This window comes from Pseudoalteromonas sp. meg-B1, from assembly GCF_003173795.1.
GTDB classification, from domain to species: Bacteria; Pseudomonadota; Gammaproteobacteria; order Enterobacterales; family Alteromonadaceae; genus Pseudoalteromonas; species Pseudoalteromonas undina.
In genome coordinates, this window is the sequence record NZ_QGQU01000002.1 from 209,868 (window position 1) to 233,087 (window position 23,220).

15 protein-coding genes are annotated in these 23,220 nt (G+C 38.6%); 10 read left to right on the plus strand and 5 right to left on the minus strand.

Annotated features, from left to right (window positions below):
* Positions 1-3: 3 nt before the first annotated feature.
* Positions 4-216 carry a PGPGW domain-containing protein gene (locus DK924_RS09475; RefSeq protein WP_008108725.1) on the plus strand — a complete coding sequence of 71 codons (213 nt, stop codon included), beginning with the start codon at positions 4-6 and terminating at the stop codon, positions 214-216.
* Between the two features lie 52 nt (positions 217-268).
* Here DK924_RS09475 and ppsA read toward each other — a convergent pair whose 3' ends face one another.
* On the minus strand, positions 269-2,644 hold the full coding sequence (ppsA, locus tag DK924_RS09480) for a phosphoenolpyruvate synthase (protein WP_008108727.1): 2,376 nt from the start codon (positions 2,642-2,644) through the stop codon (positions 269-271).
* A gap of 154 nt (positions 2,645-2,798) precedes the next feature.
* Here ppsA and DK924_RS09485 point away from each other — a divergent pair, with 154 nt between their 5' ends.
* Positions 2,799-3,608, plus strand: a complete 810-nt coding sequence (locus DK924_RS09485) for a pyruvate, water dikinase regulatory protein (RefSeq protein ID WP_008108730.1) — start codon at positions 2,799-2,801, stop codon at positions 3,606-3,608.
* A gap of 91 nt (positions 3,609-3,699) precedes the next feature.
* On the opposite strand, the gene DK924_RS09490 is transcribed toward DK924_RS09485, so the two are convergent.
* Positions 3,700-5,049 carry a class II 3-deoxy-7-phosphoheptulonate synthase gene (locus DK924_RS09490; protein ID WP_024602472.1) on the minus strand — a complete coding sequence of 450 codons (1,350 nt, stop codon included), beginning with the start codon at positions 5,047-5,049 and terminating at the stop codon, positions 3,700-3,702.
* A gap of 604 nt (positions 5,050-5,653) precedes the next feature.
* Here DK924_RS09490 and DK924_RS09495 point away from each other — a divergent pair.
* Positions 5,654-6,529: a DNA replication terminus site-binding protein gene (locus DK924_RS09495; protein ID WP_109874996.1), complete on the plus strand. Its 876-nt coding sequence runs from the start codon at positions 5,654-5,656 to the stop codon at positions 6,527-6,529.
* A 61-nt stretch (positions 6,530-6,590) separates the two neighbouring features.
* Here DK924_RS09495 and DK924_RS09500 read toward each other — a convergent pair whose 3' ends face one another.
* A complete protein-coding gene (locus DK924_RS09500) occupies positions 6,591-7,805 on the minus strand; it encodes a replication protein A (RefSeq protein ID WP_109874997.1) in 1,215 nt (404 codons plus the stop codon).
* Positions 7,806-8,576: 771 nt separating this feature from the next.
* On the opposite strand from DK924_RS09500, the gene DK924_RS09505 reads away from it, so the two are divergent.
* From DK924_RS09505 to DK924_RS09525, 5 genes are all read left to right on the plus strand, one after another.
* Positions 8,577-9,815, plus strand: a complete 1,239-nt coding sequence (locus DK924_RS09505; RefSeq protein ID WP_010388797.1) for an AAA family ATPase — start codon at positions 8,577-8,579, stop codon at positions 9,813-9,815.
* Between the two features lie 15 nt (positions 9,816-9,830).
* The gene (locus tag DK924_RS09510) at positions 9,831-10,793 is read left to right on the plus strand and encodes a transcriptional regulator (protein ID WP_109874998.1); all 963 of its coding nucleotides are present in this window, start codon (positions 9,831-9,833) and stop codon (positions 10,791-10,793) included.
* Positions 10,794-11,207: 414 nt separating this feature from the next.
* Positions 11,208-14,354 (plus strand): DEAD/DEAH box helicase, encoded by a 3,147-nt coding sequence (locus DK924_RS09515; RefSeq protein WP_109874999.1) that lies wholly within the window; start codon positions 11,208-11,210, stop codon positions 14,352-14,354.
* Positions 14,355-14,943: 589 nt separating this feature from the next.
* Positions 14,944-16,413, plus strand: a complete 1,470-nt coding sequence (gene rmuC / locus DK924_RS09520; protein WP_109875000.1) for a DNA recombination protein RmuC — start codon at positions 14,944-14,946, stop codon at positions 16,411-16,413.
* A gap of 104 nt (positions 16,414-16,517) precedes the next feature.
* Positions 16,518-17,315 (plus strand): class III extradiol ring-cleavage dioxygenase, encoded by a 798-nt coding sequence (locus DK924_RS09525; RefSeq protein WP_109875001.1) that lies wholly within the window; start codon positions 16,518-16,520, stop codon positions 17,313-17,315.
* A 75-nt stretch (positions 17,316-17,390) separates the two neighbouring features.
* Here the strand turns inward: DK924_RS09525 and DK924_RS09530 are convergent, their stop codons facing one another.
* Positions 17,391-18,254, minus strand: a complete 864-nt coding sequence (locus tag DK924_RS09530; protein WP_181388767.1) for an MBL fold metallo-hydrolase — start codon at positions 18,252-18,254, stop codon at positions 17,391-17,393.
* A 104-nt stretch (positions 18,255-18,358) separates the two neighbouring features.
* Here DK924_RS09530 and DK924_RS09535 point away from each other — a divergent pair, with 104 nt between their 5' ends.
* Both DK924_RS09535 and DK924_RS09540 read left to right on the plus strand, forming a co-directional pair.
* Entirely contained in the window at positions 18,359-19,246 is an 888-nt protein-coding gene (locus DK924_RS09535) for a LysR family transcriptional regulator (RefSeq protein ID WP_054201550.1), read from the plus strand.
* 134 nt (positions 19,247-19,380) lie between these two features.
* Entirely contained in the window at positions 19,381-21,717 is a 2,337-nt protein-coding gene (locus DK924_RS09540) for a S9 family peptidase (protein WP_109875003.1), read from the plus strand.
* 168 nt (positions 21,718-21,885) lie between these two features.
* Here the strand turns inward: DK924_RS09540 and DK924_RS09545 are convergent, their stop codons facing one another.
* Positions 21,886-22,860, minus strand: a complete 975-nt coding sequence (locus DK924_RS09545) for an alpha/beta hydrolase (RefSeq protein ID WP_109875004.1) — start codon at positions 22,858-22,860, stop codon at positions 21,886-21,888.
* Positions 22,861-23,220: the final 360 nt, after the last annotated feature.

Genomic DNA, 23,220 nt, shown 5'->3' on the forward strand with positions numbered 1-23,220 from the left:
TATATGAAAAAACTACTAATGCAGATCAGCGGAACACTGTTTATTTTACTCGGGTTATTGTTTGCTGTGGTGCCAGGGCCATCGTTAATATTTTTTATTGCAGGCTTATTCTGCTTTTCTATGTATTACCCTAAAGCTAGAGGGTATTTAACATGGTGCCAAAAAGCACTGACTCGCTCGTGTGCCTATTTAGATAAAAAATTAGCAAAAAATTAATTTTTAGTCATAAAAAATGCCAGCAGTTGCTGGCATTTTTTAACGAGGTAACTTACTTAGCAAGTTTGTCTGCTAAGTATAACCATGTTTCTAGTACTGTATCTGGGTTTAGCGAAACAGAGTCAATGCCCTGCTCTACTAACCATGCTGCAAAGTCTTCATGATCTGAAGGACCTTGACCACAAATACCTACATATTTACCTTTTTCTTTGGCTGTTTTAATTGCCATAGAAAGTAGCTTTTTGATTGCAGGGTCACGCTCATCAAATAGGTGAGCAATTAAACCTGAATCGCGGTCAAGACCAAGCGTTAACTGAGTTAAATCGTTAGAACCGATAGAGAAACCATCAAAGTATTCTAAAAATTCTTCAGCCATTAATGCGTTTGACGGAAGCTCACACATCATGATTACTTTAAGACCATTTTCGCCACGTTTAAGGCCATGTTCTTCAAGTAATTCAATAACGCGTTTACCTTCTTCAAGGGTACGTACGAATGGAATCATGATTTCGATATTGGTCATATCCATGCTGTTTCTTACGCGTTTTATTGCTTCACACTCAAGTGCAAAACAATCACGGAAGTCTTCAGAGATATAACGTGCAGCGCCACGGAAACCAATCATTGGGTTTTCTTCTTCTGGCTCGTATTGCTGGCCGCCCACTAAGTTCGCGTATTCGTTTGATTTAAAATCAGACATACGAACAATTACACGCTCTGGTGCAAACGCACAACCTAAGGTAGAAATACCTTCAACTAGTTTACCGATGTAGAATTCAACAGGTGATTCGTAACCGGCAATCATGTCTGTGATTTCTGCTTTTAATGCATCTGTTTGTGCATCAAAATTTAATAACGCTTTAGGGTGAACGCCAATCATACGGTTGATGATAAACTCAACGCGCGCAAGGCCTACACCTGAATGTGGTAAACGTGCAAAATCGAATGCGCGATCTGGGTTACCAACGTTCATCATTACTTTCATTGGAAGTTCAGGCATTTCGTCAACACGTGAAGTAAGTACTTCAAAGTCTAAAATACCTTCGTAGATGAAACCTGTATCGCCTTCGGCACATGATACAGTAACTTCTTGACCAGCTTTAATTAAGTCTGTTGCATTACCACAACCAACAACGGCTGGTATACCTAACTCACGTGCAATGATTGCTGCATGACATGTACGACCACCACGATTTGTAACAATCGCAGCCGCGCGTTTCATAATAGGTTCCCAATCAGGGTCTGTCATGTCGGTAACTAATATGTCACCTACTTGTACTTGGTCCATCTCTTTGATTGAATCAAGTACACGTACAACACCACTACCAATTTTATGACCAATTGCACGGCCTTCAACAACAACATTGCTGCTGCCATTTAGTTGGAAGCGTTCCATTACGTTTGTGTCTTCGTTTGAGCGAACAGTTTCTGGACGCGCTTGAACTATATATAGTTTGCCATCGTTACCATCTTTTGCCCATTCGATGTCCATTGGACGACCGTAATGCTTTTCAATGATTACAGCTTGTTTGGCAAGATCTTGCACTTCTTCATCTGTAATCGAAAATTTGTTTGAAAGTGCTGAGTCTACGTCAACAATTTCTACTTGTTTGCCATGAGCTTTGTCTTGAGAGTAAATCATTTGAATGGCTTTAGAGCCAATGTTACGACGTACTACAGCTGGCTTGTTTTTAAGTAGCGTTGGTTTATGAACATAAAATTCATCTGGGTTAACCGCACCCTGTACAACCATTTCACCCAAACCATAACTTGATGTGATAAACACTACATCTTCAAAGCCCGATTCAGTATCAATACTGAACATAACACCTGATGCTGATTTATCAGAGCGTACCATGCGTTGAATACCCGCTGATAACGCTACACCACGGTGATCGTAGCCTTGGTGAACACGATAAGAAATAGCGCGGTCGTTAAATAACGAAGCGAATACGTGTTTAATAGCAGTCATTACAGAATCAATACCAACAACGTTTAAGAACGTTTCTTGTTGGCCTGCAAACGAGGCGTCTGGCATATCTTCAGCAGTAGCTGATGATCGAACAGCGAATGAAACATCTGCAGAAGCGTCACCATGAAGTTGGCTGTATGCATCGCGGATTGCTTTATCTAGACTAGGTTGGAATGGGGTATCGATAATCCACTGACGGATATCGGCGCCGACTTTGGCGAGTGTGTTTACATCATCAACATCAAGAGTATCTAAAATGTCGTGAATTTTTGCGTTGAGTCCTGATTGCTCTAAAAACTCGTTAAAAGCGTCTGAGGTAGTAGCAAAACCACCTGGGACTTGCACACCTGCGTTAGCTAAGTTTGAAATCATTTCACCAAGTGAGGCATTTTTACCACCAACTCGAGGAACATCTTGCATACCAAGCTCTTGATACCAGAGAACGTATTCTTGCACGGATCTTTCTCCAAAAAACAAATTGTAGTACTAACTGTGAGAGTTAAGAAAGAAAACCTTTTATAAAGGTCGCCCCCATTCTACACTGGCAAACGTCCTCACGTAAACCGTGATACACTTATTTTAAAATTAAATGTAATAAAAAAGAGGCTTTATGAGAACTGCGTTTTATATTTCAGATGGTACGGCAATCACATCTGAAGTGTTTGGTCATGCGACCTTGTCTTTATTTCCTGTCGAATTTAATCATAAAACAATTCCTTTTGTAGAAACCGAAGAAAAAGCGCATGAAATCAAAGCGCTTATTAACGCCACATCGTCTAAGCAAGGTGAGAAGCCTCTAGTGTTTTTTACTTTTGTGAACCATAAACTATCTGAAATTATTCGCTCTGCAGATGCTGTCTCGTATGACTTTTTAACAACCTATAGCGAAAAAATTGAAAGCGAATTAAACGTTGCCCCAGTACCTAAAGTACATAGAACCCATTCAATACACGAAAAAAGTTATGACTTTAGAATTGATGCAGTTAACTATGCTTTAATGAATGACGACGGCGGTAATATTAAAAACTTTGCTGAGGCTGATATTATTTTAGTTGGCGTTAGTCGAAGCGGTAAAACGCCAACAAGCCTCTATTTAGCCCTGCAATACGGTATTAAAGCGGCTAACTATCCGATCACAGAAGATGATTTAGAAAGCGAAGGGTTACCCAAGTGCTTAGTGCCTTATAAGCATAAACTATTTGGTTTAACTATAGACCCTGAGAGACTGGCTGCGATCAGAGATAGACGAATGGCAAATTCAAAATATGCATCAATTAGACAGTGTCGTATTGAAGTGCGCGAAGTAGAAATGCTCTATAAGAAGCATAAAATTGCTCATTTAAATTCTACCCACCATTCGGTTGAAGAGATCTCTGCAAAAATCATTTCTGATACAGGTCTTGAGCGTCGTAAGTACTAACAAACTAACATGTGATTTAAGCATGTAATTACACACAGCACACAAAAAAGCCGCTAAATAATAGCGGCTTTTAACATATTAGGAAGGCGTATTACTTGCGAGCATCTTTTAAAAGGTCTGCAACTAAAAAGCCAAGCTCTAATACTTGATCGGCATTTAAGCGAGGGTCACATTGAGTTTTGTAACGCTGCGCTAAGTCATCATCTGATAAACCGTATGCACCACCGGTACATTCAGTAACATGTTGTCCGGTCATTTCTAAATGAACACCACCTGCGTATGAGCCTTCAGCTTTGTGAACAGCGAAGAACTGACTAATTTCGCGCATAATGTTATCAAAGCTGCGAGTTTTATAACCTGAGCTGGCTTTCTCTGTATTGCCATGCATTGGATCTGAGCTCCAAATTACCTTACGCCCTTCTTGCTGTACTTTGCGAACAAGCGCCGGTAGCTTCTCTGGTAATACATCTGCACCCATTCGTGTAATGAGCGTTAACCTGCCAGGAATGTTATCTGGGTTTAGTGCATCAATTAAACGGATAAGTTCGTCAGGATCCATACCTGGGCCAACTTTAACGCCTATTGGATTTTTAATGCCCTTAAAGAATTCAATATGAGCATGGTCTAACTGACGTGTACGCTCACCAATCCAAACAAAGTGCGCTGAACAATCGTACCAGTCGCCTGATAAATGGTCTCTACGTGTTAATGCCTCTTCATAGCCTAGCAATAACGCTTCGTGTGATGTATATAAATCTGTTTCTTTTAAGCTTGGCGCTATAGTTGAATTAATACCACATACTTCCATGAATTCTAAAGCGTCTTGAATTTTATCTGCCAGCTGTTGGTATTTTGCTTTTTGTGGATTAGCAGCAACAAAGCCCATGTTCCAACGGTTAACCTGATGTAAGTCAGCAAGCCCACCTTGTGCAAAAGCACGTAGTAGGTTGAGTGTTGCCGCACTGTGATGATACGCGGTCATTAAACGCTGAGGGTCTGGAATACGTGCTTCTTCAGTAAACTCAAAGTTATTTACTATATCACCACGGTAAGATGGTAACGAAACACCGTCTATTGTTTCTAAGTCGGCTGAGCGTGGCTTAGCGTATTGACCTGCCATACGTGCAATTTTTACAACTGGGCATTTACCGCCATAGGTTAGTACTACAGCCATTTGTAAAATGGTCTTAAATGTATCGCGAATATTTGCAGCGTTAAAGTCACTAAATGATTCTGCGCAGTCACCACCTTGAAGTAAAAATGCGCGGCCTTCACACACATCTTCAAGTTGTTTAAACAAACTTCTAGTCTCTTCTGCAAACACTAAAGGCGGTGCGCTTTTAAGCTGGCTTTCAACAGATTTTAATACGTCTTGATCTGGGTACTGTGGCTGCTGCAGTATTGGCAGTTCTCTCCAACTATTTGGGTTCCACGATTGCATGTTCATTCCTCATTCCTATTACCTGATGTATTGAAATTAACGTATGCAGAGGGCTTTGTTCAAGGACTAAATCGACTATTTACCAATTATTTAGTTATTAGGTAAATTTAAATAGGATTATTATCTATGATTTAACTATTTTATTGATAATAAATATATAAATAAAGAACACTAATGCATTAAAAAACAATAGGATAAATAGTAAGAGTGGTATTTATTAAGCTTTGCTTGCAGCCACTTAGCTAAGCTGTATAAGATAATGTTAACACAAGGAACACATCATACTTAAATCAACTATATGTATTCTTAACTTTACAGTTAAAATTAAATATATCAGCCGTCAGTTATGTAGTTTCAAATATATATGCTAGCTGAGTAGTTCTGCTGGTTTATACCTACTCCTTCACACTGCATTTATATATAACTATTAGTAAGTTAGAAAATATTATTATTAAAATGATCATACCAACAATAAAGAACACATCATACTTCATCAGATTTGAAGTTAATCTCAGCGATAGAGTAATATTTAAATATAAAACTACCAAAAGAAAAGGTTATTTGCGAAAATAGCTAAATAGTAAGATGTGTTCTTGGTTGTGTTATGGTTACGAAGGTACAAATTAGAAGTCAGTTTGATTTACTCAATGAGTTAACGCTTAGGCTAATTGAGGAGCTTAAAGAATATGGGTTTGCTAAAGCTGAATACTATCAACTGCCAGAAATAAGCAGTATAGAGGAAAATATAATTCCCGAGTCGATTGCAGTATCTAAAATTACAGGGGAACTGGCACAAAAGGCTATTTTAAATTCTTTTTCTGATATGTATAAAAAGCCTGGTCTGAGTAGTCGCGTATTAAAACGCCACCCTGGTTTATTAATTATACAAGACGCTAATAAACAAGCCATTATTGATCGGATTGCTCAAGTTAATAATGCAAAAGCGGCATTTAAAAATTGTATTTTGGCGATAGACAATAACGATGCTCGATTTGAAGCCGTGCATAATGCTATGCCCAATTTAATTACGCTTGCCGCTTATCGTAAAATTCATAGCGAAAGCGAATCCCCTTTTTCAGTTCGTTTTACTTGGATGCATAAACACGCCACTAAAACACTCACAAAAAAGATGGCTCTTGAAATGCTCGAAAAGTCCGCTGGGTATAAAAACCCAAGAATGATTGATCAGCAAAAATGGCAATCATTGGTTGCTCAAGAGCAAGTTCGTGTTGCCAGTCTAGGTGAAAAAGAAAAATTACGAATTAGGCGCCCTACCCGAGTTAGCCCACAAGTTAATGTAAGATACACGGCTCAAAATCGTTATCATGTTAGTGCAGCCTTACCTTTTATTCTTATAAACCCAAAACCCGATGTTAAGTATGGCCAACTGCCGAGTTACGAAAAACCGTTATCACATCCACGAAAACGCGAGTATGACTTTCTGGTAGACCGATTATATTTAGAACAAGTAACAAAGTAATTATGTTAAAAAGGCCACTTAATGTGGCCTTTAATATAAATACTGGTAAAAATTAATATAATTATTTTTCTACAATTTCTTCCAGCTTATCTTCATCAATTAATACTGCATTTTCAACAATGCGTTTACCACCTTGTATCTCTATACGCTTGTTATGTTTATTTAATGCCAGTATTTCATCACAAAACTGATCAGATGGGTGCATTTCATAAGTGTAATCTACAATATTACCTGTTTTATCATCTTTTACATTAGTAATGCTGTACTCAGATATTGCTCCTTTTTCTATTAAATCTTTCATCGTGGTAGTCATATCACGGCGCAGTGCTTTTAATTTATTTTCGGTAATATCATCAGTTGAATAGATAGAGCCATATTTTTCCATAATAGACAGCAGTCTAAAATGGTATGTTTTTCCTTGGGCAGCATAACGCCATAAATGATATAAACGTAGCATCATCCAACGCGATAATCCGCGCTTTAACTCTTGAGCACTATTAAAATAATAACCTTTATATTCAAGGTTATCGATCATGTTATGAACAAACGCATTTAAACACGCTACACATTTAACATTTCCGCCTTGGCCTTTTTTACCACTAAAGTGTAAAGACGATAAAAAGTTCATGTTCGACTCGTAGAACGAATCATCAATATCAGAGTTTTTAGTGTCAGTAGCAGAATATTTAAAAGAAAGTTTTGAACCTTGTAATGCTTCGAGCGATTCTTTAATTTGTGGGTAAGGCATAGATTGACCTACCGCTTTAAGTTCTTGTGCTAATTCGTTCATAGAAAACACAACGGCATATTGAATACCGGACTTAAAATTAATTTTTACTATTTTACCTTTTGAAGCAAGGCGAATAAGTGCACGCTCAACTTTTTCTTCTCTATCTGATGGCCAAACTAAGTATTCTACGTCTTCACCATCTTTACGAGTACTTACCACAGCAGGTGTTATTTTAATTTCACCATCGTATAAAATACCGTCTACTTTTTCAGATATCTTACGTGTAATTATGGTTTTTTTAGGGGCTTCTTCAAGTGGCAGCTTTTTATGTCCTGAGCGAACAAAGCGTCCCCACAGATCATAATGGTTAAATGTGTTAGAGTAAGCGCGTAACCCATGGGCTGCATTTTCTATCGAAATTCGCACATCTTTATTATCTGTAAATAGTGCTAAGCTTTCGTTATCAATTGCACTTTCCACCCCGTGAATTTGGCCCCTAAGTGTATCGGGCAAGTTATCTACCGAGATGTTGACCTTTCGGCTCATGGTTTTTATTTCCGTTTTTATTGTGACAGCTAATAACAACACATAAAGCCACAAAAGTTAAATGTTTAAGTTAGTATAAAAGTGATCTGACTTCAAATAAAATGCACAGATCAATATTTTACTAAGAAAAAGTTAAAACATGAGATTTCAGATCAGGTTTTTACTAACTAGGCTTTAATAAACCGAATTTTTACTAACTGAAGAATAAATTTGTCCATTGCAATGTGTTTTTTTTTAAATTTAGCACGACAAATGACAGTAAAAATGAGAGGCCTGTGGATAAGCTTAGTTCCAGTTAGCATAGATCTGATCTGTACTTACTACAGATCAGATCTATACTAATTAAACCGCTTATTATTCCTGATGGTGGGTGCATAACTTTATAATTTACTTAGTAAAAACATGATCTACAGCATCTATTTTGTGAGTAACTCAGTGCTTAACCTGTGCGTAACTAAGCTGCTAAATATTTGCTTAGTAAAAAGGTGATCTGCTAGTAGATAAGGATCTGATCTTAACCACGTACAATGCTGATCCAGTTTTTTTAACATTGTTTATATAAATCATAATGTTATATGTATATTTTAAGGCCTTAGTCTTTAATACCTTATATATTTAACCATACTTAAACTTCTTTATTTATACTAAGCAATATTAAAGGCGTAAAATTATTTTATATGTCATGTATTTAAAATGCATGTCGCCTTAAATAGTTGTTTACAGCTAATTGAATGGACATTATACTAAACGCCTAACTTTGAGGAATAAAGTATGTCTATCAATAATAATGCGCTAGATACCTACCGACTTTTGAAAGCAACCGCAGAAGTTGCTGAAAAATCACTAGAAGGACGTATTCAACATTACCGCGCCCATCTTAAATCTGAAGAAAAAGAATTAAGAACCTACACCCAAAAAGCCGCTGCTGATTTACTTGGTTGTAATAATCGTACCTTAAAAAGACGCCATGACAATGGTGATTTTGACGATTTAAACATAAAACGCGGTGCAAACGGTCATTACGCTTATACGTTGGTTAATATTTTTGCCATGGCCGATATAATGGATATAAAACCCGATCATCGTGCACCGACAGACAAACTCCAAGTTATTGTTATTAATTCACTAAAAGGTGGTTGTGGTAAAACAACGAGCATGGTTAATATTGCTGCAGCACTTGCCACTACTAACATCAAGCGTTACCGAATTGGTATTATCGATTTAGATCCGCAGGGGTCATCATCTAGCTTTTTCCCATCTTCTGAGCCCGATCCAATTACTGTTGGTGATTTAATGCGTGACTGCATTGATCTTGAAGAAGGTGAAACCTGGCCTGAATTTGTTTCAAACTCTTTTTTACCAACTCATATTCCTAATATTCGTGTTTTACCCTCAGGTATGGATGATTTTTATTTTGAACACGAAACTGCAACGTTGCTTAAAGACACCTCAAACTATGAGCAAACTCGCCATTACCATAAGCTGTTAGAGCGTGTTATCGAGCCAGTAAAAGATGAATTTGATATTTTACTAATTGATACAGCGCCTACCCTTAACTTTATGTTTTATAATGCATTAATGGCTTCTACAGCGATGCTTATACCGGTTCATCCTGAAGCGGTAGACTTTGATGCTAATAATAAATATTTAAAACGTTTAGGTGAGATTTATCATACCGTTGCAGCTCTTGGTCACGATGGTTGGGACTTTATGCAATTTTTGGTTACCAATTATGTAAAAGGTAATCACTCACAACGTGACATAGTTAAAGACGTAAGAAGCGCCTTTGGTCGCCAAGTCATGAGTTACCCTATTAATCACAGCTCAGCAATTACTGCGAGTTCATCCTCGTTTAATACTATTTTTGATCAAAAAGCGTCTGACAGTTTAGCGAGTAGAGAATCGTTAATGCGCGCACAAGAAAATATCAAAGATGTTGTTGACGAACTCGAAATGCTAATTCGTTCAAATTGGCAATCTACACAATCAAAATTAAATACGCCTAAGTAAGGATGTTGACTAAAAATGGCTAAAAAACGTAAAAATGACACCCGCTTAGATCCCTTTGCAACCGCTGTTGGCAGTAGCAGTTTAGACGCTCTTTTAGAGCAAGCTAATGCAGGCGATGTTATTCGTATGCCTGCGCCAAGCGATCCTAATCGCGAAATCACCTTGGTTTGTAAAGTGATTGCTCATAACGAGATTGAACAATCGACTCAGGTTTATGGTAAAAATCGCCGTGTACAAGCGCTTTTAAACGAAAAGTCGGTATCCGATATACTTCCTGCAATTAAAGAAGATGGACGTAATCAGCACCCCGCCCTGCTTTGGGATCAAGGTGATATGAGTCTTGTTCTTGCAGGCTCAAGACGTCGCAAAGCCTGTATTTTGGCTGGTGCAGATTATCTTGTTTTGAGTTCAAGTGATTTTAATGAGCAAGATGCCAAAGTGTTAGCAGTTTCTTCGGATCAATACATTGCTCCAAGTCTTTGGGAGTTAGGTCAAGCGTATCAGCAAACTCGAAACGAACTCATTCAACAAGGCAAAAAAGGATCGTACCGCGAGATTGCCGTTATTGAAGGGGTATCGCATACCGCCATTGCGGATGCTATTAAAGCGTATGAGCAAATATCTGCCGATGTTATAGCTCTTTACCCAACAGCTAATCATGTTGGTAGAGAAGTCGCTAAAAAGCTGATTAACGCAAAGGAGCGAGACGAGGTTGCATTTAACGAGTTAGTTGTAGCACTTGCAAGCAATGATGAAGTTAATGCCTTAGAAGCCGACGACAAGCGCGCTATGCTGATCACTAAACTATTAACCGCAGAGCCTAAAACAGCATTAAAGCGTGAGGCTGTGCTTGAAAACGACTTTATTAGTGTGCAACGTAACCTTAAAAGTGGTGATGTTTCAATAAAAATTAATAATAAAGTGATGACAGACAAGCGCTTAGAACAACTGACTAAACTATTAAGTGCTTTTAATTAGTTAGTAATATCGTGATCTGTAAATGGGGTAGGTTAGTTAAATAGTGATCTAGCCCTATTAATTAGTTAGTAAAAATCTGATCTTCCGTGGTGATAAAAAGCAAAAAAAGCCCGATAAACTACTAAGGATCGTATTTTTACTAACTAAACCTGCTCTATTTGATTAAATTGCTACCTTGTTAGTAAAAACCTGATCTACTCCTAGCAAAACCTCCCTGTTAAGTTAATTTATTGTTTTTATTTTGTAATTTAAACGCCTTTTTTTAGTGAGCAAAATTAAACAATCCTTATAAACCAATTTTTTACTAACCAATCAGATCCAACCAGTTTATTTTAAAAATAATATTGCTTTAGCTCAGCGTTGATAAGGCATATACTGGAAAAATTGTTTTTAAATTTTAATACTTTGAGTGACATGTCTGCTAACTTATCAAAAAATGATTTAATGGCTATTTTTGAAGAAATTAAAAATGAGCAGGCTACCCAGTTTCCTCTTTCTGAGCGATTCATAAAAAAATTGTTTAAACCCGCGGTGTTAGCAAAAGGTAAGTCGTATTATAAAAACGGCCAAATAAGTTGGTTAGAACATAATGCTGATTTTTCTGTTGTTGATTCTACTGTGCAAGGCGATAAGGGCATTGCGTTTAACCAACGAATTGAGATCAGTAAATTACCAACTGGCTATTCAGTCGACACTCACTGTACTTGTAATGTTAAAACTAAATGCCGCCATTTGGCTGCAATTTTGTTAAAGCTTAAAATTGAACACTCAGGTGAATACGGCGAAGACTATTTTATTAATGACTGGTTTAGCGAACTTAGCTCGCTTAAAAACACCGATCAAGCTCATCCATCACAAGTGTTACTGTTTGTATTAGATATTGAAAACGATAAAGTATTTTTAACGCCTAAAATTGCCAACTACGATAAAAATAATAATTATGCATTAGGTCGCAATTTAACTGAGCAACAGCTTAATAGTTTTGTAACCCCTAGCGACCTGCTAGAAAGTGATTTTAGATTATATAGCTGGATCCGCTCGCAAAATGCGGTCGGTAATATTGAACTCAAAGGTCAATGGGGCTTTAACGCGCTGCAGCAATTACTAGCTACAGAACGATTATTTTTACAGCGTTCGCGAGTACCTATAAAAGCGCAACCTGGCTTACCCCTAAATTTTGTTTGGGAAAAACAAAAAGAAGTCACCCAGTTAAAAATTCACCTAGATCAAATTCCTAATTGGGCATTAATTAAAACTACGCCGCCCATCTACTTAGATTTAGATAAATATAAGCTAGGCCGCATTCGCACGCCGCTCAGTGCTGACGAAATTGCTCATTTACAAACAATACCTGCACTTCACGATACAAACTTTGATCGAATTTATAAGCAGCTTGCTGATAATTTTGGTGCCGGTGTTATTCCCCATCCTACTAATGCACCAAGCATGCCTGTTAAGTCGTTGAGTAATGCCGTACTTAAAGTCAGCATGTCGGGCTCAGTAATGGCTATTTCGTTATCGTTTAAGTATAAAAATAAAAACTATTTAGCAGGTACAGCGCCTGAAAAACTAATAAACAGTGCATTTGAAAACACCGTTACCAACGAGCTGGTCAACTTAGGCTTTGATTTTTGTAAAGGGGGTTTACACAGCGAGTTTATTTTTAGTCAGGAATCGGCTATTCACTTACACTGGTTAGCGCATGAGGTGTTACCAAGCTTTAAGCAACGTGGCTGGCAAGTATCAATGAGCAAAATAAATATTGCCGATACTAAAAAGCAAATTTCCTTGCATGTAAACAGAGCTGCTGGGCATCAAATGCATTGCAAAGTTGTGCTTAACGATACCAAAGTGGCCACTTTATTTAATGTAAATAATAAACTGTTTGAATCGTTAAATCGTCAAAGCGAATTGTTTTATTACTACCCCGTTGGCCGTCAATTTGGAGTTATAGATAAGGCTGCGTTTAATTTATTAATTGAGTTTAAATTGCGATTTGAGTTTATTAAAACGCGCGACGAATTTAATATTCCACTTTCATACTTACCTGAATTAGTTAAGCACACAGCCATTAATGTTGAGCTACACGATCTGTCATTAGAGCGCTACCTTGATGAGCTAAGCAATGACGCGCTGTTATCGCCCAATATCGCCATTCATGGCTTACACGATTCTGTGGTGCTTAGAGAATACCAGCAAGAAGGCGTAGCTTGGCTTAACTTTTTAAAGCGTAATCAGCTAGGTGGTATTTTAGCGGACGATATGGGCTTGGGTAAAACTTTGCAGGTGATTGCTTATTTAGCCAGTTCTTATAATACTCCGCAGGCTGGCCCTACGCTTATTGTTTGCCCAACAAGCTTAGTGAGTAATTGGCAAAACGAAATTAACAAGTTTGCTAAAAACTTAAAAGTGACCACTATTTTTGGTGCACACCGTAATGATGCGTTGAAACACTTGGCACAAGCACAGTGTATATTAACCACCTATCCGTTATTAAAACGTGACATTGCTTATTATTCGCCACTGTATTTTGAAAACATTATTCTTGATGAAGCGCAGTATATTAAAAATGATACGGCACAGGTATCGCGGTTAGTTAAACGTTTGAATGCCGATTTTAAGCTTTGCTTAAGCGGTACCCCAATTGAGAACAATTTATTTGAATTAAAGTCGTTACTCGATTTTGCTATGCCTTCGTTGTTAGGTTCCCAGGCGCACTTTAAGCAGCACTTTCAAGGTCCTATTGAGCGCGAAAGTAACATTGAGCGTGCAGAGCAGTTAAAAGCGTTAATTATGCCGTTTATTTTGCGCCGGACTAAAGCCCAAGTAGCTCAAGAACTGCCGCAAAAAACGGAGCTTGTTAAAGAGTTTGAGTTTGAGCCTAAACAAAAAGACATGTACCAAGGCATAACACATGCGCTTGAAGAAAAACTCATTGATTTATTTGCCGAGCAAGGCGTACAAAAAAGTAAACTCGCTTTTTTAGAAGCTTTATTAAAGTTACGCCAAATTTGTTGTCATCCTAAACTCATTGAACCTGAAACTGAGGCAGCCAGTGCTAAATTAGAATGGTTATCGAGTCACTTACCTTTAATGCTTAGCCTTGGCCGTAAAGTGATTATATTTAGCCAGTTTACCTCTGCCCTTGATTTAATTGCCGAGCGTTTAAATGAGCTAAATATTAATTTTAGTATGCTAACTGGGCAAACGCGTCATCGCGATAAAGTAATAGACGAATTCACCAGTGGTAACACTTCCGTGTTTTTAATTAGCTTAAAAGCCGGTGGTACAGGGCTTAATTTAACCCAAGCCGACACCGTTATTCATTTTGATCCATGGTGGAACCCAGCCGTTGAAAAACAAGCCACCGATCGTGCTTATCGAATTGGGCAAACAAACCCAGTGTTTGTTTATAAACTAATTATGGCTAACTCTATTGAACAAAAAGTATTTCAAATGCAGCAAGATAAGCAAGCGCTTGTAGATGCATTATTTACCGAAAAATCAATGAGTTTTACCCAGTTTGACGAACAACAAATGCTGTCTTTAATTAAAAGCTAAAATAATTTTAAAAAATCATGACGAGTTTTTGAACTTATTTAAATTGTAGGCGTCTATTAATATGCTTGGTTAAATTGCAGTTTCTCCAAGCTTTCATGTTGATATCCCATATAGTAGTTACTAGACATAGTAATGATTAAGCCAGCCAGTAATGCGCTGGCTTTTTTTTGCTTTTAAAAATATTTATTTTTTTATTTAATTTATTTTGAACTAATCACAAATGGCTGGGTCTATTATTATGCTTGTAGTTGATGTGTTGTTATACAAGTTTCATGTTGATTTCCCTGTTTGATTACTAATTTAGTAATATTGAGCCAGCTTTATTAGCTGGCTTTTTTTATGCCTCAAATTCAACTTTTTTAAAATTATTTTGAACTAATTTAATCAGAGCGCGTCTACTATTATGCTTGTAGTTGATATGTTGTTTTACAAGTTTCATGTTGATTTCCCTGTTTGATTACTAATTTAGTAATATTGAGCCAGCTTTACTAGCTGGCTTTTTTTATGCGCTTAATTTAGTGTTTTACCCTACTGCTAAAGAGCGTTATTCGTTATGATGGCATGTCACTAAATTTTAAAAGTTTATTTTATGTTTACTTCGTTTTTATCCCATTTAGATTGGTTAAGTGTAAGTGCTGGAGCTATAACAGGCATGGCTATTTGTGGTGTTGTATCAATGCAATTAAGCAAAAAAATAAAGCGCCAAGTGAGTGAGCAGCAACAAGAGTTATTGTTATTACAAAGCCAGTATGAGCATACGCAAAATCAATATGCCTCTTTAGTGGAAGAGCACGACTTATTAGGGCTTACTCATCAAGAGCAACGTGATCAGGCGCAACATTTTAAAACGCGATTAACTGAGCAAGAAAAACAAAGCCAACTTTATAATCAATATTGGCGTAAAACCGAAGCCGAGCTAACCGCCCTGCGCGAGCAATACAATCTGCGCGATGTCGAGCTTAATAATATACGCACCACCCTTGAGCAAAAGCAGCAACATTTCAGCGAGCAACTCGCCCATATAGAGCAAAGTAAAGAAACGCTTAAAAAAGAATTCGAAAATTTAGCCAATCAAATCTTAGAAGAAAAATCGCAAAAATTTAAAACTCTCAATCAAGAAAGCATAGAGCAGTTACTCAAGCCGGTTCAAGGTGAGCTAAAAGGCTTTAGAGATAAAATGGAATCTATTCACGTTGAAGATTTAAAACAACGTGCAGCACTTAAAACCGAGCTATTGCATTTACAAGCCAAAAGCCAAGCCATTACCGAGCAGGCTGACAAGCTAAGCAATGCCTTACAAGGGCAAAAGAAAACCCAAGGTAATTGGGGCGAGTTAATGCTTGAAAACGTGCTTGATAGCGCAGGACTTCGAGCTGGCACAGACTATAAACGCGAAGTGTCGTTTAATACCGAAGACGGCCGTTTGCGCCCTGATGTGGTGGTGTATTTACCTCAAGGACGCCACTTAGTGATTGATGCAAAAACATCGTTAAATGCCTATACCCGCTACGTAAATGCCGAAACAGAGCTGGAATCTCAACAAGCGATTAAAGAGCATGTAAATGCCGTAACTGCCCGTATAAATGAGTTGGCCAGTAAATCGTATGACCGTTTACCAGGGATAAACTCGCCTGAGGTAGTTATTATGTTTGTACCGATTGAATCCGCCTTTGTAGAAGCACTTAAATACCAAAGCGACATTTACCAGCAAGCAATAGAAAAAAACATTTTGGTTGCTACCCCTACTACCCTGCTAACCAGTTTAAATATTGTTAAACAGTTATGGCGCTTTGAAGAGCAAACTAAATACTCAAAAGAGCTGGCTAATCGTGCTGAGCGTTTTTACAGTAAACTCAACGGCTTTTTAACCAGTATGGAAGGCGTGGGTAAACAGCTTGATAAAGCCAAAGAAACTTACGATAAAGCATTTTCTCAGTTATACCGTGGTAAAGGTAACTTAATTAAACAAGCCTCAGAATTTAAGGAGCTTGGTGTATCGGTGCAAAAAGAGTTACCTCAAGAAAGCGTTGAACGCGCTCACTTAGAGCTTGATGAATAAACACCACATATAATATTTGCGCACTAAGGTTGTGCGTTTATGTGGCTAGTTATTTACTAACTGCGCAGGCACTATAATAATATCTGTCCTTTAGGATTAACCACATGCAACGCCCAACTGTTTTTTTCATTTCTCATGGTGGCGGCCCAATGCCATTACTAGGTGATGTCAACCATGCAGAAATGCGAGCCTGTTTAGAACAGGTTGCCGCTACAATCCCAAAGCCTTCTGCTATTTTAATGGTCAGCGCGCATTGGGAAGCTCAACCAATTAGTATAACGGCGCACTCTTCACCGCCGCTTATTTACGATTACTATGGTTTTCCTGAGCAGGCGTACCAATTAACTTACCCTTGTACTGGCCAGCCGCAACTTGCTAATTTAGTACAACAAGCGCTCGCAACACATAATATTGACTCAAAACTCGATCCACAGCGTGGTTTTGATCACGGTATGTTTGTACCGTTAAAAATTATGTATCCAGAGGCCGATATTCCCTGTGTGCAAATATCCTTGCACCCAAGCCTTGATCCGCTGTTGCATGTTGAAATTGGTAAAGCGTTGCAAAGTATTGATTACGATAACTTATTAATTATAGGCTCAGGCTTTACCTTCCATAATATGCGCGCTTTTGGTGTTACCCAATCAAGCGATGTTAACCAGCAAAATCAGGCATTTGAAAATTGGTTGGTAAGCACAATCGCAGATCAAACATTAACCGAGCAACAGCGTGAACAGCAATTATTAGCATGGCAGCAAGCTCCAGCTGCACGCTTTAATCACCCTAGAGAAGAGCACTTGTTACCGCTACATGTATGCTATGGCGCTGCTATGTGTGCAAGCACTGAGGTATTTGAATTAAATATTGCCAATAAACGAGCCAGTATGTATTTGTGGCAATAATAAAAAACACGCCAGACTTTGCTAGGCGTGTTTTTTGGTTCTACTGTATTTATTACAGTGGTTAAGCGTAAGCAATTACCATTTCATTTCGCCTTTATGAACTTTAGCGCCAATGCTAAGAGCCATAGGTAATACAGCCTCTGGGTATGAGTTGGTCATTTTATCTATCAGCAGCTTACTGCTATCACTACTTTGCTTAGCGTGTGCAAAATCCTTTAAATACTGAATTGAAAAATCAATATTTGCAGCATCTAATTGAGTGCCTGCTTTCATATGCCCAGGGATCACCACGTCAGGGTTGAGTGCTTTCATTTCATTAAGTTGCTTTGCCCATGCATTTTGCTCTGCCTGAGTTTGTGCATCGGCCATCCATAAATGAACATTAGCGTATACAGCCACATTCCCTAAAATAGCTTTATTATCAGGTATCCATAAATAAGGACGATGATTATGCTCACCCTCTGTGCCACGAATTTCAATGGTATGGCCTTCTATTTTTAAGCTATTACCATTAAATACCTTAGGTACGACGGGGTTTTTTGGTGCGTTTTCACCCATTTTCGGGGTCCAGAAAGCAAGTTTACCTTTAAGCTTTGCTGCTATTTTTTGGTGCACTGCGGGCGTAGTAATAACCTCTGCCTCAGGAAAAAACTGTTGTAACACTTCAGCGCCAAAGTAGTAATCAGGATCGGCTTGGCTAATAAAAATAGTTTTTAATTGTTTACCAGAGTCAATTACTTTGGCGGCAATGCGCAGTGCATCTGCTTTGGTAAATCCGGTATCAATTAAAATTGCATCGGTACGGCCATAAACCAGTGTGGCGTTAACATGAAAGCTATTGCTGTCAGCGTTATACACATCAAGGGTTAATGGGGTTTCGTCTGCAATAGCGATATTACTGGCTAATAACATGCTTAATAAAAGCGTGCGTAGTTTCATGGTATTCTCATCATTGGTTGTTAATGCGAGCATAATAAAGGTTTGATATGTTCAGAAAAACAACCAATAATTAGCATCATTGTTTCATAAATCGTGCAAATACTATGGATAAACTCACCGCAGCGCAGGTTTTTGTGGATGTTGCCTACTCAGGCAGTTTTACTGCCACTGCCGATCGGCTTGAAATGTCACGCCCTATGGTTACTCGTCATATTGAGTCGGCAGAAGCTTGGTTAAATACGCGCTTATTGCATCGCACTACCCGTAAAGTAACGCTTACCACCGCCGGCGAGGCCTGTTTACCCGAAATAGAGCAATGGTTAGCACAGGCTAACCGTTTAGTTGAACAAACTAAAAGCCAGCAACAGTTGTCAGGTAAAATACGAGTAGCGACCAGTATGTCGTTAGGTTTTGCGCAATTAGCCCCTATATTTACACGCTTTATGAAACGTCACCCTAACGTGCAAATAGACATAGATCTTGAAGACTCAACCACAGATCTAATAGAGCAGCGTGTTGACTTAGCAATACGTATTGCAGCCAATCCTGATCCTTCGTTAATAGGTAAACCTATTGCCGAGTGTGAATCTATATTAGTGGCCTCAGCCGACTACCTTGCTGATTATCCGCCAATAACGACACCACAACAGTTAAGTGCTCATCAGTGTTTAGGTTATAAAAATTTCGACCGATATATTTGGCATTTACACAACGGGGATGAGTTTCAATCAGTTGATGTTAAATGCAATTTAAGTGCAAACGAGGCCACCACATTACTTCATGCAGCCATAGCCGGTGGTGGTATTTCAGTACAGCCTACGTATTTGGCAAATCAATATATACTTGATGGTCGCTTGCAGCGTGTATTAGCGCCATGGACATTAAACCCAATGAAAATATATGTGCTTTACCCTTCTCGTCAGCATTTATCGGCAACAGTAAGAGCACTAATCGACACGCTCAGTGAAGAATTTAAAAATCCAGCATGGTAATTAATTATAAAAGTTTGGGTTTAAACCATAGCTTTGTGCGTTAAGCATGCTGATATTCTGTAGGTTATTTTGTTACAGTAAATGTAATAAGCGCCTTAATCCATAAAGGTCAGCAGACCCAAGGAACAATAATAATGAATCTGATCAAAACATCGGGCTTGGCACTGGCCATTGTTGCAGGCTTAGGCTTGCAAGCATGTTCAAGTACCAGCATAACAACCAATAACAATGCAGCGATGAGTACCGTGAATAATCCATTAAGCCTAGCGCAAATTTATAAAGATAAAGAATTTAAAACCCAGCGTAGCACTTACTTTAAATGGCTAGACGATGGCACTGGCTACACCGTACTTGAAGAGCGCGAAAGCGAAAAAGAAAAAGCAGACGATAACAACGCCGATGACGAAAAAGAGCACGGCGTTAAAGGTAACGACATTGTATTTTACAATGCTGACGGCACAGGCCGTAAAGTATTGGTTGAATTTGAAAAGCTACTGCCAGAGGGCGCAGACGAGCCATTTGCAATCGAAAGCTATCAGTGGTCAAAAGACGGTAAATGGCTGATGGTATTTACCAACAGTGAGCAAGTTTGGCGTTCGCGCAGCCGCGGGGATTTTTGGTTACTTAACCTTGAGACTAACCAATTACAGCAACTTGGTGGTAAAGACGTTGAGCCAACTAAGTTAATGTTTGCTAAGTTCTCGCCAGATAGCTCAAAAGTGGCTTACGTACGCGACAACAATATTTATATGCAAGCGGTTGGTAGTAACGATGTAACTGCGCTCACAACCGATGGCAGTGCCACCATTGTTAACGGTAATTTTGATTGGGTATACGAAGAAGAATTTACTATTGCCGATGGTTTTCGTTGGAGCCCCGACAACAAATCAATCGCCTATTGGCAGCTTGATACCAGTGACGTTAAATTTTTCACTATGATCAACAACACTGACGAACTGTACCCTACCCTTAAAGAGTTCCCTTATCCTAAAGCCGGTGAAACCAACTCTGCCGTACGTGTTGGTGTGGTAAGCCTTAGCGACAAACAAACCCGTTGGGCTGAGCTTGAAGGCGATAACCGCGACCGTTATATTCCGCGTATTAGCTGGGCAGGCACTGGTAATGAATTAATGATTCAAGACTTAAACCGCCCACAAAGCCATAACAAAGTGTGGTTGTTTGATTGGCAAAAGCAGCAACTAACTAAAACTTTAGAAGACAAAGACGATGCGTTTATAGAATGGTTTTATAAAGCAAACTGGTCAAAAGACGGCGAGTTTTTTATTTGGCATAGCGAACGCGACGGCTGGCGTCATCTTTATCGTGTATCGCGCGATGGCAAAACTATTATCGACCTAACGCCAGGCGATTACGACATTATTGATATGCTGAGCATCAATGAAGACAAAAACGTAATGTATTTTATTGCCTCGCCAAACGATCCTGGTCAGCGTTATTTATACAGCACACCGCTTGATGGCAGCAGCAAACCGGTACGGGTAACACCTGCTGAGTTTGAGGGATCAAACAGCTACTACATGTCAAAAGATGCCTCATGGGCAATGCATACTTACTCAAAATTTGGTACGCCACCGACTAAAGAGATCATTAAAGTGAGCGATCACAGTAATGTAAAAACCTTAGTTGAAAATACAAAGCTCAAACAAAAGCTTGCTGAACAAAGCTTACCCAAGCATGAGTTTTTTAAAGTAAACGCGCAAGATGGCACTGAGCTTGACGGCTACATTATGTTCCCTGAGAACATGGATAAAAGTAAAAAATACCCAATTGTGTTTTACGTATACGGCGAACCATGGGGTTCAACTGTGCAAGACCGCTGGGAAGGTAACAGTTACTTATATAAATCGTTACTAACGCAAAAAGGCTTTATTGTGGCATCGGTTGATAACCGTGGCACACGTGCACCAAAAGGCCGCGACTGGCGTAAATCTATTTATAAAAAAATTGGCTCAATTACCGTGCAAGATCAAGTAGACGCCCTAGATGCCATGGCTAAACGCTGGGATGTAATAGACACCGACCGCGTTGGCGTATGGGGACACTCAGGAGGCGGTAGTTCAACTCTTAACTTATTGTTCCGCCATGGTGATAAATTTAAAGTAGGGATTGCCTCAGCACCCGTGCCGGACATTCGTTTGTACGACACCATTTACCAAGAGCGTTATGCGGGCAACCCAAATACCGATCCTGAGAGTTACGATAACACCTCGCCTATTACCTTTGCTAAAAACCTAACTGGTAAGCTATTACTTATTCACGGCACAGGCGATGATAACGTGCATTACCAAGGCTCAGAACGCTTAATTGACGAGCTTGTAAAGCATAACAAGCAGTTTGAGTTTTTCTCATACCCTAACCGCTCACACAGCTTACGCGAAGGCAAAGGCACCACTTTGCATTACCATACAATGATGGCTGACTTTTTTGAAAAGCACTTACTAAATAAGTAATCGCTTTAAAAAATAAAATACTAAAGCCGCACACTAATTGTTAGTGTGCGGCTTTTTTAATCAAAATGTAACGGGGGTTTACAAAGCGTAAGTTGGATAGAGTGCAACGAAACCCGACAATAATAAAAAATGACTTATAAACTCAATGTCATCTAAAATAGCGAAGGCTCACCATGTTATTAGCCATTTTTCAATTTCGATAACATCATCACGATCAAACACCATTAAACTTGAATGAGAGCGAGCATTAAAAGTTATTTTTTTTACTAACTCATTTTGTATAGATGAAAAGTAAGCCGGGGGGGATAGAGAGTCAACATCTGAGTTAATTAACAAAACAGGCTTTTTAGTCTCAGTTAATTTAGGCAATAAATTTGTTTCTTGAATGGTTACTCCTGCTTCAAACATTGCCTGGTTAACAATATTATCAATCTCGCTATGAAAAAAATGACTAAGCAAAGGCGATTTATAAGGTAAGTACTCCTTAGCTGCAACGTCAAAACTCATCATTGGGGCAAGTAAAATAGCAGCGTCAACATATTCTGATGATAATAAGTTACTTGCAGTAAGTGCTCCCATAGAATGGCCGACTACAACAGTCTGGTTATTTGGTTGATTTAAAAGTGATTCAGCAAGCAGTTCATTTAAAATGCCGTGCTCTTTTGCTGCAAATACAAATGCTTCAGTTGATTCACCATGGCCAAAAAGATCTGGAATAATAACGCTCATACCAAGCGCTCTAAAATAGATAGCTGAGGCCATCATTGCTTCTTTACTGCCCCCATAGCCATGAAGTAATAAAGCAGTGCCTTTAAAACGATTAAATGTATCTGGTGTCATTCTGTGTGAAATTGTATTTTCTACATTATTACCAGTTGCATGAAGGTTGTAATAAACAGAACTCTCTTGCGAAAATTCGGCTGCTTGATAAGGTTCAGCAGTCAGATATGTAATGCATTGAGTGGTACTAAAAGAGCAAAATTTTTGTTTTTCAAAGCCAATGTCGCTAGGTTTTGCTTTTATAAACTGTGCTTCAGAAAGATAGATACCGGGGTTTGACATGACGTAACTGCCAATAGAAGTACAGCCAGACAAAGAAAATATATAAAGTGTAACTGCTAATAGTTTGGTGAAATTTTCCATTTTCGCTTCATTAGTTAAACTTGAACATCAACACTTTAATTAAGCAGATAACGTCCTATGAGGTGGAGGAGGTTTTAGCCGTTAGTTAGGCATTTTTTTATTATTTCAAAGTACCTTAACAGTATCTTCTATCCACCTCAATTTTCTCGAGTAAATAAATCTGTTTGGTATTAGGTAGACACTTGCTTATTAATCAAAACCCAAATTTAGTGCTTAGTTACGACTTTGAGTTACTTTTTTATCTAAGTTTTATGAATTTAGGTAATTGAAAATTTCACTCTCTTTTTAATCAAAATGGTGTGAGGGGTTTACAGCTGAGGTCAAAGGTTAAAGGAACAAGGTCAAAGAATTTTAGTTACG